The organism is Acidovorax sp. GW835-FHT14G06 (assembly GCF_058793595.1).
In genome coordinates this window covers 88305-101106 of the sequence record NZ_JBXAGA010000007.1, presented here as the reverse complement: position 1 = coordinate 101106, position 12802 = coordinate 88305, and the positions used below count along the sequence as shown (strand labels likewise).

Sequence of the window (12802 nt, the reverse complement as noted above, 5' to 3'; positions counted from 1 at the left end):
GCCCTTCGGTTGCCTTCGGAGTTTTGCATGATCGATCACGTCCGCCCCGCCCAGCTGTCTGCCTGGTTTGCCGCTGCACCTGAAGGCAGCCAGCCCCTGGTGCTGGACGTGCGTGAGCCTTGGGAGCTGCAGACCGCCAGCGTGCGCGCCGACGGGTTTGAGCTGGTGGCCATCCCCATGGGCGAGTTGCCCGCGCGGCTGGCCGAGCTGGAGCCCGCTCGCCTGGCGCAACGCCCTATTGCCTGCCTGTGCCACCACGGCGCCCGCAGCCTGCGCGTGGCCTCGTTCTTGCAGCACCACGGGTTCGAGCATCTGGCCAACATCACCGGCGGTATTGACGCCTGGTCGCACGAAAGCGATCCGGCGGTGCCGCGCTACTGACGCCCTTTGTGGTTGATGGACCGTTGTTGATGGACCGCACTTGCCGCACCCATGCCCCAGTGCTGCCCGCCGCTGCCCACCCCGATTCGATTCGCAGACTCTTCCGAAGGACCCCCAATGACACCGTTTAGGCCCCTGTCCCTGTCCATCCTGTCCCTGGCGCTGGGCGCAGCGCTGTGCGCACCAGCCCAGGCCCAAAGCCTGCTGCAGCTGGTGGAATCGGCCCGCACCTACGACACGGCCTGGCAGTCGGCGCGCGCACAGCTGGACGCCGCAGCCCGCAAGGCCGACCAGGCCCGCGCCGGCCTGCTGCCTTCCGCCGCACTCACCGGGGGCCTCACCCGCTCCAACGTAGAGCTGAGCAAACCCAAGATCGAGAACACCGGTACGGCACAGACCGTGGGGGTGAATGCCTCCCAGCCGCTGTACCGGCCTGCCAATCGCATCACGCTGGAACAAGGCCAACGCGGCGTGGATGTGGCCCAGGCCCAGCTGGATGCCGCCACCCAAGACCTGCTGGTGCGGGTGAGCCAGGCCTACTTCGACGTGCTGGCGGCGCAAGACACCCTCACCTTTGTGCAGGCCCAGAAGGCCGCCGTGTCCGAGCAACTGGCCGCCGCCAAGCGCAATTTCGAGGTCGGTACCACCACGGTGACCGATTCGCGTGAAGCCCAGGCCCGTTACGACCTGGTGATTGCCCAGGAGATCGCCGCCGAGAACGACCTGCGCGTCAAGCGCCTGGCGCTGGACCAGCTGGTCGGCATCGCCGGCACCAAGCCGCAGCCCCTGGCACTGCCGGTGCAACTGCCTGGCGTAGTGCCGGACAACCTTGCCACCTGGGTGGACACCGCCCGCGACCAGCAGCCCGGCGTGCGCCAGGCCGCCATTGCGCTGGACATTGCGCGGCTGGAGACCAAAAAAGCCGAAACCGGCCACCTGCCCACGGTGGACCTGCAGGCGGGCTACAACGTCACGCGCAACCTGCACGGCACCATCACCTCGCCCGGCGTCACGGCCCGCAGCAATGCCGCCAGCGTGGGCGTGGCACTGAACCTCCCCCTGTTTGCAGGCTTTGCCGTGCAAAACCGCGTGAAGGAAACCCTGGCCCTCGAAACCAAGGCCGAGGCCGACCTCGAAACCGCCCGCCGCAACGTGGCCCAGGCCACGCGCGCAGCGTTCTACGGCGTGCAGTCCGGCCAGGGCCAGGTGCAGGCCCTGGAAGCGGCCGAAGCCTCCAGCCAGAGCGCGCTGGACGCCAACAAGCTGGGCTACCAGGTGGGTGTGCGCATCAACATCGACGTGCTCAACGCCCAAAGCCAGCTCTACCAGACCAAGCGTGACCTGGCCCAGGCCCGCTACAACGTGCTTCTGGGCGGGCTCAAGCTGCGCCAGGCGGCAGGCACGCTGTCGCAGCAGGACATCGAAGCGGTCAACGCACTGCTGGCCAAGTAATGGGTCCTTGCACCCCGCGCCGGGGTGCATCCTGTGCACGAATTGCTGAGGCCTAGTGCAGGCCGCCCTCGGGCTGCACCATCGCCACAATCGCACGCGCCGTGGCCTGCGCGGCCCCTCGGTGCGTGGCTGCGAATCGGGTAGCCCGCTCGCTGGCCTGCTCATGAGCGCGGGCGTCCCCCGCCAGCGCAGTAGCCTGTGCCATTCCTTGCGCCAAGTCGGGCACGCGCTGTGCCGCCCCCGCCGCGCACGCCAGATCGGCAGCCTCGGCAAAGTTGAAGGTGTGAGGGCCCAGCACCACCGGGCAACCGCAGGCAGCGGCCTCAATCAGGTTCTGGCCGCCCAGTGGGGCGAAGCTCCCGCCCAGCAAGGCCACATCGGCCACGCCGTAGTACAGCGCCATTTCGCCGATCGAGTCCCCCAGCCACACGTCAGCGGCAGCAGGTGCCGCCGCCCAGGTGCTGCGGCGCGACACCGACAGGCCGGCCCGTTGCAGCAGCTGGTGGACCTCGTCAAACCGCTGCGGGTGGCGCGGTACGATGAGCCATTGCACGGCGGGCTGATCAGCCCCCAATGCTTCACTATTGATAGCTTCCGAGGCATGGTCCACTGGCGCTTGAGGCGCTTTTTGCCGGGTTTTCTGGATCTGTTCCAGCCACATGGCCTCTTCGCCCTCGCGGCTGCTGGCCAGCAAGACCACCGGGCGGCCGGTGCGGGTGCGCCACTCGCGGCCCCGCTCCAGCAGCTGTGCGTCGGGTACCACATCGAACTTGAGGTTGCCCAGCACACCACGCACCGGTGCGCCCATGGCCTCCAGCCGCGTCGCGTCCTCCTGGGTCTGGGCCCAGACCGCCGTCAGGCCACCATACGCAGGCCTAGCCAGCGCCGACAGGCGCTGCGCCTTGCGCAGCGATATCTCGTTGAAGCGCGCATTCGCCAGCACCAGCGGAATGCGCCGCTGCCGGCAGCCCGCCACCAGGTTGGGCCACACCTCGGTTTCCATCAAGATGCCGATGGCCGGGCGAAACTTGCGCAGGAAGCGCCCCACAGCGCCCGGCGTGTCCCAGGGCTGCCACACCTGCACGTCACCGGGCAGCAGCAGCTTTTCGCCTTCGGCCCGCCCTGTGGCGGTGCCGTGGGTGAGCAACAGGCGCATGCCCGGCAGTTGTTCACGCAACTGGGCCAGCAAGATGGCGGCCGCGCGGGTTTCGCCCAGCGACACGGCATGCACCCACACAAACCGGCCCAGCGGGTCGGTGCTGCTGTGGGGCATCAGGCTGTCGATGGGGACAGGGTATCGGCCAAAACGCTCGCCCACCGCGTACGCGTACCCAGGCTCGGCCACCGCACGGCGGCGCAGCTTGCGGCGCAGCAGCGGCTGCGCACCCCAGGTCAGCAGCGAATACAGGGCCCGCGCGGCGTTCATGCGGGCACAGGCAAGCTCAGCACACCACCCGCCCAGCCGCTGTCGCTGCGCTGTGCCCAGACGATGCAGGGCACGTCACCCGGCGCAGCCACCACACAGCGGCCACCGGGCGCCCAGAAGGCGCTGCGCCCCGCACTCACGTAGCCACCGGAGGTGCCGCTGTAGTTGGCTGCGAGTACGGCCATGTCATGGTCACGCGCGTAGCCTTCCAGCATGGCCGATTCGGCCGCATAGGCCTTTTCAGAGATCAGCACGCCTGCCGCATACAAGGCCGCGCCAGCCCCGCGGGCAGCCTTGGCATGCTCGGGATGGGTGATGTCGGCGCACACGGCCAGTGCCGTGGGCTCGCCGGCCACCAGCTGCACCTGCGCGTCGTCCGTGCCCGCGCTGGCAAATTGCTCTTCGCTGTCGTGCAAGTGGCGCTTGCGGTACAGCGCCACGCTGCCGTCAGACCCCAGCAGCCAGGCACCGATGGCGGGCAGTGCGCCCTGCTCCACCGGCGCTGCCGGAGCGCCCACCACCAACGCCATTCCATGGCTCTGGGCCGCCTGGCGCAAGGCCAGCAGCACGGGGTGGTCGGCCGTCAGTACGTGGTCTGCCATGAGCGCGGGCTCGTAGCCGATGAGCGACAGCTCCGGGAACTGCAGCAGTTGCACCCCCTGGTGGGCGGCAGCCCGCACGCAGGCCAGGTGCGTTTGCAGATTGCGCTGCATATCGCCCGGCGCCGACGGCGTCTGGGCGGCGGCTACGCACAGGGGGGTGGAGAGAGAAAGCATCGTGCAGGCAGCCCGCAATCAGTGGCTGGCCGCGCCCACATGGGCGTCGGGCTTGACCCGGTGCAGCAGCGCGAGCATGGCGGCCTCGATGCGGGCCAGGGCCTCGGGCGTGTGGCCCTCAAAGCGCAGCACCAGCACAGGCGTGGTGTTGCTGGCGCGGATGAGGCCAAAGCCGTCCGGCCAGTCCACACGCAGGCCGTCGATGCTGCTGATGGCAGCGGGGGCTGCAAAGGTCTCTGCGGCCAGGGCCTGCAGCTGTGCAGTCAGGCGGTGCGGCTCGCCCTCCGCACAGGCCACATTCAGCTCCGGGGTGGAAAAGCTGGTGGGCAGTGCGTTCAGCACGGCGCTCGGGTCGCTGCTGCGGCTCAAAATCTCCAGCAGACGGCAACCTGCGTAAGTGCCGTCGTCAAAACCGTACCAGCGCTCCTTGAAGAAGATGTGGCCGCTCATCTCGCCGCCCAGCGGGGAGTTGGTCTCCTTCATGCGCGCCTTGATCAGCGAGTGGCCGGTCTTGTACATCACCGGCACGCCGCCTGCGGCCGCAATGGCGGGCGCCAGTCGCTGGGTGCACTTCACGTCGAAGATGATCTCGCCGCCGGGCACACGCGAGAGCACATCTTGCGCAAACAGCATCATTTGCCGGTCAGGAAAGATGTTGGTGCCTTCCTTGGTCACGATGCCCAGGCGGTCGCCGTCGCCGTCAAACGCCAGGCCCAGTTCAGCGTCGCTGGCCTTCAGGGCGTTGATCAGGTCACGCAGATTTTCGGGTTTGCTCGGGTCGGGGTGGTGATTCGGGAAGTTGCCGTCCACCTCCGAGAACAGCTCGATCACCTCGCAGCCCAGCGCACGGAAGATGGCGGGGGCCGACGCGCCAGCAATGCCGTTGCCGCAGTCCACCACGATCTTGAGCGGCCGGGCCAGCTGCACATCGCCCACGATGCGCTCGCGGTACGCGGGCAGCACGTCCACATGGCGCACCGAGCCGCCGGGCAGCAGTCGCCAGCTTTCTTGCTCCATGGTGCTGCGCAGGGCCTGGATCTCATCGCCATAGATGGCGCGGCCGTTCAGCACCATCTTGAAGCCGTTGTAGTCCTTGGGGTTGTGGCTACCGGTGACCTGGATGCCGCTGTTGCACAGCGTGCTGGCCGCAAAGTACAAGAGGGGCGTGGTGACCAGGCCCACGTCGATCACCTCGATGCCCGCCTCCACCAGCCCCCGGATCAGCGCCGCAGACATGGCGGGGCCCGACAGGCGTCCATCACGCCCCACTGCCACAGTGGTCTGCCCCTCCGCGCGGGCAGCCGTGCCAAAGGCCCGGCCCAGGCCCAGGGCCACGTCTTCGTTCAGGGTGGACGGCACGATGCCGCGGATGTCATAGGCTTTGAAGATGGCGGGGGTTGGTTGCACGCAGGGGGGCCTTTCGCGATGGGGTTGAAAAGTCCGCTGCATTGTAGGCGGCCCCCTCGGGGGCCTTTGTCAGCGGATGCCGCGCTGCGCAGATAAGTGCCCGGTAGCCGCTGCAGGCACAGGTCCGAAAATGGCCAGTAGCGTGGAGCAAGGCTCCTATGATCTGGCCCATGACCCTGACCGCATCATCCCAGTCCATCTCTGCTGATGCGGCTTCCGACGAAGGCCGCTACCTGGCACTGCAGGCGCGCGACGCGCGGTTTGACGGGCATTTTTTCACCGGGGTGACCTCCACCGGCATCTACTGCCGCCCCGTGTGCGCCGTACGCACGCCCCGGCGCGAGAACTGCCGCTTTTTTGTGCTGGCCGCGCAGGCTGAAAACGCGGGCTTTCGCCCCTGCCTGCGCTGCCGGCCCGAGCTGGCGCCGCAGGCGCTGGTGTGGTCGGTGCAGGACGCCAGTGGCATCCTGGTGCAGCAGGCCGTGCGCCTGCTGGATGCGCCCGACCTGTGGCAGGCCCCGTCCGCGCCGGGAGATGGCAGCGCCACCGTGGCCCGGCTGGCCGAGCGCCTGGGCGTGAGCGACCGGCACCTGCGCCGCATTTTTGAGGCGGCCCTGGGCGTATCGCCGCTGCAATATCTGCAGACGCGGCGCTTGCTCACGGCCAAGCAGCTGCTCACCGACACCACCATGCCCGTGACGCAGGTGGCACTGGCCAGCGGGTTCGCCAGCGTGCGCCGTTTCAATGCCGCCTTTGTGGGGCACTACGGGCTCAACCCCACCCAGCTGCGGCGCAACGGCGGTGGCAGCGCCGCAGCAAGCGCAGGGCGCACCAGCGCCGTGCGCCTGGCGTGGCGCCCGCCGCTGGATGTGGCTGCGCTGCTGGCCTTTTTTGAAAAGCGGCAGTTCCACGGCGTGGAGTGTGTGGTGCATGGTGCGGACGGCCCCGGCCTGCGTCGCACCGTGCGGTTGCCCAGCACTTGCACGGGCCTGTCGCAAGAAACCACGGGCTGGCTGAGCGCCCGCTTTGACGTAACGCGCCACCAGGTGCTGCTGCAGACAAGCGACAGCCTGTACCCCGTGCTGCCGCTCATCATCCGCCGCGTGCGCGCCATGCTGGACCTGGACGCTGACCCCGCGGCCATCAACACCGTGCTGCACGCGCACTTCCCGGAGGGTGACGGCCTGCGTGTGCCCGGGGCGTTTGACGGTTTTGAGCTGGCCGTGCGCGCCGTGCTGGGGCAGCAGATCACCGTAGCCGCCGCACGCACGCTGGGCCAGCGGCTGGTGGAGCGGCTGGGCGAGCCTATCGCCACGCCCTGGCCCGAGCTGCACCGGCTGTTCCCCACCGCCGCCACCCTGGCCCACGCGGATGGAGACACGCTGGGCCAGTTGGGCATCGTGCGCCAGCGGCAGGCGGCCATTGTGGCGCTGGCCCGCGCGGTGGACAGTGACGCCCTGGCCCTGAATGCAGGCGCCGACGTGCCCAGCACCACCGCAGCCCTGTGCGCACTGCCTGGCATTGGCGACTGGACGGCGCAGTACATCGCCATGCGGGTGCTGCGCTGGCCTGACGCCTTCCCGGCGGGTGACGTGGCCCTGCACAAGGCGCTGGGGGTGCAGCAGCACAAGAACCCGGCACGCGCGGCGCTGGAGGCCTCCCAAGCCTGGCGCCCCTGGCGCAGCTACGCGGTACTGCGCGCCTGGGCCGCTGGTGTCAGCAGTGTGGCCCTGGCCAAGGGTACAGAACCCCGTTTACTACCAAAACAATAGCACCCCAGGCAATCAGCACTGGCGCATCGTGCTGATCTCCATCAAAAACGACACACACCACTCTCTGGAGACCTCCCGGCATGCAGTTTCACCCCCTCACCGTGCAGGCACGGGCCGACACCTCGCTGGGGCCCGTGCGGCTGGCGGCCTCGCCCGCTGGCCTGTCGGGCGTCTGGTTTGAGGGCCAGCGCCACGAACCTACCGCCCAGTTGCACGGCCCCTGCGCCTGGGCCATCGGGCCAGGCGACCACCCCGTGCTGCGAGAGGCCGCCCGTCAGCTGCAGCAATACCTGGGCGGGCAACGCCTGCATTTCGACCTGCCTCTGGACCTGTCGGGTGGCACTGCTTTTCAGCAGTCGGTGTGGCGTGCGCTGCTGCAGATAGACCGGGGCCAGACCATCAGCTATGGCGCGCTGGGCCTCCAGCTGGGCAACCCCAGCGCGGTGCGGGCGGTGGGTGCCGCCGTGGGTCGCAACCCGCTGAGCGTGGTGGTGCCCTGCCACCGTGTGCTGGGTGCCAACGGCAGCCTGACCGGCTATGCAGGCGGCCTCGATCGCAAGAGGGCTTTGCTGACGCTGGAGAATGCACCCCTTTTTGCCGCCGCAGCCCATCCCATGGAAGCCACCGCATGAACAGCCCCGCCACCCGGCCCGTCTCCGCCTGGATCGGAGAATTCATCCTGCTGGCTGCACTGTGGGGCGCGTCGTTCCTGTTCATGCGCCTGGGGGCGTCCGACTTTGGCCCCTTGCCCACTGCCGGGCTGCGGGTGGCGCTGGCCACGGTGTTCCTGTGGCCCATCATGCTGCGGCAGGGGCACTGGCCCGCTCTGCGCCAGCACTGGCGGCCCATCCTGTTTGCGGGGGTCATCAACTCGGCGATTCCGTTTTCGCTGTTCTCCTGGGCGGTGCTGCACATTGCCACCGGCCTGACCTCGATCCTCAACGCCACGGTGCCGCTGTTCGGTGCCCTGATCGCTTGGGTGTGGCTGGGCGACCGCATCAACCGTCTGCGCTGGGTGGGGCTGGCGCTGGGTTTTGTGGGTGTGGCCCTGCTGGCCTGGCGCGCACCGGCCGGTACCGGGTTCAAGACCGACCACGCCCACTGGGCCATTGCGGCGTGCCTGCTGGCGTCGGCGTTCTACGGTGTGTCGGCCAGTTTCGCGCGGCGCCACCTCACGGGGCTGCCACCGCTGGCCACGGCCGCTGGCAGCCAGCTGGGTGCCGCGCTCGGCCTGGCCCTGCCCACGCTGTGGCTGTGGCCGGCCCAGATGCCTGGCCCGCGCGCCTGGGGGGCCATCGTGGCGATTGCCGTGCTGTGCACCGGAATTGCCTACATCCTGTACTTTCGCCTCATCGAACACGCGGGCCCCAGCCGTGCGCTGGCTGTGACCTTCATCACCCCGGTGTTTGCCGTGCTGTACGGCACGCTGTTCCTGGGCGAGACCATTACGCCGTGGATGGTGGGCTGCGCGCTGGTGATCGTGTGCGGCACGTTGTTGTCAACCGGGCTTATCAGGACGGGTCGCGCCGCCGCCGCATCGTCAGAACGGGCCTAAACTTGCTACATGGGTTTTTTATCGGGTGCACGCCTTCTGACCACATGCGGCGCAGGCTGCGACACGCCCCCGCTCCCGATTCCGGCCCACGCCGCCGTACTGCGAGCCCGCAGACACGCCGCAGCCTTCCGCCCAGCCCAGGCAAACCAAGGAAAGCGCCATGGGTAACGCCACGCTGCTGGCAGGCACCGCCGTCATGCTGCTGCTGCTCGTGCTGGTCTGGCTCTCGCCGCAGGAATCTCTCCACCCGTCGCGGCGCACCCTGGTCCTGCTGGGGGTGGCGGGGGGTGTTGTCTCCATCGCCGCCTTTGAGACCCTGCGCTGGAACGCGCCAGAACTCAACATCGTGGCTTACCCCACCGCCACGGCCTTCATGGCGCTGTTTTTTGGCGTTCCCGCTGCGGCCATCACCGCCTTGCTGACCTTGCAGGCAGCGCTCTGGGCAGACACCTCAGCCGCCTTGTCCGCCACCACCGTGCTGGGCAGCGCGCTCACCTCGGGCTGGGCCTGGCGAAAACTTGGCGCACGCTGGCATTGGCCCGAATGGGCGCCGCTGGCTGGCCTGACCATCACACTGCCGCTGGTGGTTTCGCTGGCTATAGCAGCTACCGGTGCGGCCGAGGGAGGTGCCAACAACTTGCACTGGCACCACGGCGCAGGGGTGCTGATGCTCGGGATCGGCTGGCTGGTGATTGCCAGCAAAGCCCGCGCCGAGCTGGCGCGTAGCAACATCCAGCAGACGCTGGGTGAGCAAGAGCAACAGTTGCGCCTGGCGCTGGATGCTTTGGGTGGCGGCCGCTGGGAATGGGACGTGGTCGAGCGCCGGTTTATCTGCGATGGACGCTTTTACGAGGCATACGGCATCTCCGGTGCAGATGCGAAGTCACCCGACTTGTGGCAACGCTGGTACGCCCGGCGTCACCCGCTGGATGCCGAGCGCAATGCCGCCAAGCTGGCACGTGCCATGGACGGGCTGGAGGAAAGCTATGAGGCCGAGTTCCGCGTGATGAACACCCAGGGCCAGTGGCGCTGGCTGATGTCGCGCGGTACCGTGGCGCGGCGCGACGCCCAGGGTCGCCCAACCAGCATGATCGGCATGGACGTGGACATCACCGCTCACCGCGAGGTCGAGGAGGCCCTGCAGTCGGCCGAGGCCAAGTACACCACCTTCTACCAGACGCTGCCCGACCCGGCGGGCATCACCCGCATTGCCGACGGACGCTATATCGATGTGAACCCGGCGTTCTGCGAGCTGCTGGGCTTCACGCGCGAGGAGGTTCTGGGTCACACCTCGTCCGAGCTGCACATCTGGGCCAACGAGCACGAGCGCAAGCGGCTTCTGGACACCTACCAGAGCGAGGGCAAGGTGGACCGGTTGCCCCTGGTCGCGCAAAACAAAGGGGTGCAGGTTCCGGGCCTGATGTCGGCACGCTCTGTGCTTGTGAATGGCGAAAACTGCTTTGTTTTCGTTTTCCACGACATGACCGAGGCCCAACGCACCAGCGACGAACTTCGGGCGCTCTACAACCAGCTGCAGCAAGCCGGCCGATTGGCCCGGCTGGGCGCGTGGGAGGACGAGCGCGGCCGAGGCCTGGTGTACTGGTCGGACATGTGTTTTGACATCCACGGCCTGTCCCCCAACCAGCCCCCGCCCAGCGACTACATCGACCGCCATGTGGCCCCGCAGTACCGCGAGCCGCTGCGCGAAAAATTCCGTCAGAGCATCCGTTCTCGCGCCGAATGGAGCATGGAGATGGAGGTCTATCATGCCGATGGCCACCTGCTGTGGGTGCGCGCGCGTGGTGAGCCCGTGATCGAAAACGGCCGCGTGGTCAAGGTGCGCGGCGTGATGCAGGACATCGACGAGGCCAAACGCGCCGAACAGCGTCTGCGCCAGTCCGAAGAGCGTTTCTCGCGCATCTTCCATCTCATGCCCTACCCCATGGGCCTGTCGCACCGCAGCGACGGCCGCTACGTGGACCTCAACCCCGCCTGGGTCGAGATACTGGGCATTCCCCGTGAAGAGGCCATCGGCCGCACGGCGGTGGAGTTGGGCATCTTCACGGCCGAAGACCGCCAGCGCCTGATGGAGCAGGTCAGCCGGACCGGCCAGCTCAGCGACTACGAAGTGCCCCTGAACGTGCGCAACGGCCCCCGGCTCACCGTGCTGCAATCCATGCGCGCCATCGATTTCGACGGAGAACCCTGCTGGCTGTTTTCGGTGCACGACATCACCGACCGCAAGCGCAACGAGGTGCAGGTGCGCGAACGCGAGGCCCTGCTCTCGCTGACCATCTCCGCCGCAGCGCTGGGCCTGTGGGACTGGGACCTGCAGACCGGCCTGGTGACAGGCGACCGGCGCTGGCGTGCGATGCGAGGACTGCCGGTGACAGGCGACACCTCGGCAGCCGTGCAATGGACCACGGCCATCGCCCCTGACGATATCGACCGCATCACCATCGAGCTGTCGCGCCACTCCGCCCACCTGGGCACGCCGTTCGACGCCACCTGGCGTCTGAACCAGCCCAACGAGCCGGTGCGCTGGGTGCGCAACCTGGGCAAGATCGTGGGCTTTGACGAGCAAGGCCGCCCTGCACGCATGCTGGGCGTCGCCATTGACGTGACCCCCCAGCGCGAGCAGGAGGTGATGCTGCAACGCCTGGCGCTGTACGACGCACTGACCGGCCTGCCCAACCGCGTGCTGCTGGCACGCAAGCTGCAGGAATGCATGGCCCAGGCCCGCGACACCGGCAAGCAGCTGGGCGTGGCCTATCTCGACCTGGATGGCTTCAAGCCCGTCAATGACCGCCTGGGCCACGGTGCGGGCGACCGCCTGCTGGTGGTGGTGGCCGGGCGGCTTACGCGGGCACTGCAGCCTCTGGACACGGTGGCCCGGCTGGGAGGCGACGAGTTCGTGATCCTCATGCCCGGCCTGGACTCGGTAAACGACTGCGAACGCATGCTGGAGCGTGTGATGGAAAGCGTCTCGGCCCCCTACACGCTCGACACCGAGCGCGTGGTCGTCACGGCCAGCATTGGCTACACCATCTTCCCGCAGGACGATGCCGACGCCGACACCTTGCTGCGCCATGCCGACCAGGCCATGTATGCGGCCAAGCAAGCGGGGCGCAACCGTTTTCACCAGTTCGACGCCGCCCAGGAGCGTGCCGTGCAGCTGCTGCGCGCCCAGGGGCACTACCTGCGCGAGGCGCTGGCGCAAGCGCAGTTCACCCTGTACCTGCAGCCCAAGGTGGACATGCGCAGTGGCTCGGTGGTGGGCGCTGAGGTGCTTTCACGCTGGCAGCACCCCGAGAGGGGCCTGGTGCCGCCCGGTGAATTCTTGCCGCTGCTGGAGGGCACCGAGCTGGAGATCAGCTTTGGCGAATGGGTGGCCGAGGCCGCGCTCACAGTTCTGGAGCAGTTGCAGGACCGGGGCATGCCCATGCCGCTGAGCATCAATATTGCCGCCCAGCACCTGCAGCAACCAGACTTTGCCAACTGGGTGGCCAGCTGCCTGGCCCGCCACCCAGGTGTGCCCGCGCATCTGGTGGAGATCGAGATCACCGAAAGCGCCGCCCTGTACGACCTGAGCGCTGTGGCCGACACGCTGAACGCCCTGCGCGCCATGGGCGTGACGGTGGCGCTGGACGACTTTGGCACCGGCTATTCGTCGCTGACGTACCTGCGCCGCCTGCCCATGGACACGCTCAAGATCGACCAGAGCTTTGTGCACGGCATGATGGGCGACCCGGGGGACCTGGCCATTGTGCAGGGTGTGATCGGCCTGGCCCGCTCGTTCGGCTACCGGGTGATCGCTGAAGGGGTGGAAACCGTCGAACAGGGCCAGATGCTGCTGCAACTGGGCTGCTTGCAGGCGCAGGGCTACTGCATTGCCCGGCCCATGCCACTGGAGGATTTCATCGGCTGGACGCCTACCTGGCAGCCACCTGCGGGGTGGCAACGGAACCGGCCGGTGTGAAAAACACTGAAATTCCAGCCAGGCGCCGGTGCTATATGCCTGACTAGCTATGCT

At 68.0% G+C, this 12802-nt stretch carries 9 protein-coding genes; 6 read left to right on the top strand and 3 right to left on the bottom strand.

Annotated elements, in window-relative coordinates:
- Positions 1 to 27: 27 nt before the first annotated feature.
- A complete protein-coding gene (locus tag AC1Q64_RS13855) occupies positions 28 to 381 on the top strand; it encodes a rhodanese-like domain-containing protein (protein ID WP_121942892.1) in 354 nt (117 codons plus the stop codon).
- A gap of 117 nt (positions 382 to 498) precedes the next feature.
- Complete coding sequence (locus tag AC1Q64_RS13850; protein ID WP_056744773.1) at positions 499 to 1833, top strand: TolC family outer membrane protein; 1335 nt, start codon at positions 499 to 501, stop codon at positions 1831 to 1833.
- A gap of 52 nt (positions 1834 to 1885) precedes the next feature.
- Here the strand turns inward: AC1Q64_RS13850 and AC1Q64_RS13845 are convergent, their stop codons facing one another.
- Genes AC1Q64_RS13845 through AC1Q64_RS13835 form a run of 3 tightly spaced genes read right to left on the bottom strand, consistent with a single transcriptional unit; the run spans position 1886 to position 5442 of the window.
- Positions 1886 to 3259, bottom strand: a complete 1374-nt coding sequence (locus AC1Q64_RS13845; RefSeq protein ID WP_492251717.1) for a 3-deoxy-D-manno-octulosonic acid transferase — start codon at positions 3257 to 3259, stop codon at positions 1886 to 1888.
- Positions 3256 to 4035 carry a carbon-nitrogen hydrolase family protein gene (locus AC1Q64_RS13840; protein WP_492251716.1) on the bottom strand — a complete coding sequence of 260 codons (780 nt, stop codon included), beginning with the start codon at positions 4033 to 4035 and terminating at the stop codon, positions 3256 to 3258. Before AC1Q64_RS13840 ends, AC1Q64_RS13845 begins: the two co-directional genes overlap by 4 nt.
- Positions 4036 to 4053: 18 nt before the next feature.
- Complete coding sequence (locus AC1Q64_RS13835) at positions 4054 to 5442, bottom strand: phosphomannomutase/phosphoglucomutase (RefSeq protein ID WP_492251715.1); 1389 nt, start codon at positions 5440 to 5442, stop codon at positions 4054 to 4056.
- A 170-nt stretch (positions 5443 to 5612) separates the two neighbouring features.
- Between AC1Q64_RS13835 and AC1Q64_RS13830 the strand changes: the two genes are divergently transcribed.
- From AC1Q64_RS13830 to AC1Q64_RS13815, 4 genes are all read left to right on the top strand, one after another.
- A complete protein-coding gene (locus tag AC1Q64_RS13830; RefSeq protein WP_492251714.1) occupies positions 5613 to 7214 on the top strand; it encodes a DNA-3-methyladenine glycosylase 2 family protein in 1602 nt (533 codons plus the stop codon).
- 80 nt (positions 7215 to 7294) lie between these two features.
- Positions 7295 to 7846 carry a methylated-DNA--[protein]-cysteine S-methyltransferase gene (locus tag AC1Q64_RS13825; RefSeq protein WP_492251713.1) on the top strand — a complete coding sequence of 184 codons (552 nt, stop codon included), beginning with the start codon at positions 7295 to 7297 and terminating at the stop codon, positions 7844 to 7846.
- Entirely contained in the window at positions 7843 to 8769 is a 927-nt protein-coding gene (locus tag AC1Q64_RS13820; RefSeq protein ID WP_492251712.1) for a DMT family transporter, read from the top strand. The genes AC1Q64_RS13825 and AC1Q64_RS13820 overlap by 4 nt, the downstream gene beginning before the upstream one ends.
- 160 nt (positions 8770 to 8929) lie before the next feature.
- On the top strand, positions 8930 to 12748 hold the full coding sequence (locus AC1Q64_RS13815; protein ID WP_492251711.1) for a sensor domain-containing protein: 3819 nt from the start codon (positions 8930 to 8932) through the stop codon (positions 12746 to 12748).
- Positions 12749 to 12802: the final 54 nt, after the last annotated feature.

What these genes read in the sequence shown, in the direction of transcription:
- AC1Q64_RS13855 (WP_121942892.1), top strand. Translation starts at nt 28, where the DNA reads ATGATCGATCACGTCCGCCCCGCCCAGCTGTCTGCCTGGTTTGCCGCT.
- AC1Q64_RS13850 (WP_056744773.1), top strand. Translation starts at nt 499, where the DNA reads ATGACACCGTTTAGGCCCCTGTCCCTGTCCATCCTGTCCCTGGCGCTG.
- AC1Q64_RS13845 (WP_492251717.1), bottom strand. Translation starts at nt 3,259, where the DNA reads ATGAACGCCGCGCGGGCCCTGTATTCGCTGCTGACCTGGGGTGCGCAG.
- AC1Q64_RS13840 (WP_492251716.1), bottom strand. Translation starts at nt 4,035, where the DNA reads ATGCTTTCTCTCTCCACCCCCCTGTGCGTAGCCGCCGCCCAGACGCCG.
- AC1Q64_RS13830 (WP_492251714.1), top strand. Translation starts at nt 5,613, where the DNA reads ATGACCCTGACCGCATCATCCCAGTCCATCTCTGCTGATGCGGCTTCC.
- AC1Q64_RS13825 (WP_492251713.1), top strand. Translation starts at nt 7,295, where the DNA reads ATGCAGTTTCACCCCCTCACCGTGCAGGCACGGGCCGACACCTCGCTG.
- AC1Q64_RS13820 (WP_492251712.1), top strand. Translation starts at nt 7,843, where the DNA reads ATGAACAGCCCCGCCACCCGGCCCGTCTCCGCCTGGATCGGAGAATTC.
- AC1Q64_RS13815 (WP_492251711.1), top strand. Translation starts at nt 8,930, where the DNA reads ATGGGTAACGCCACGCTGCTGGCAGGCACCGCCGTCATGCTGCTGCTG.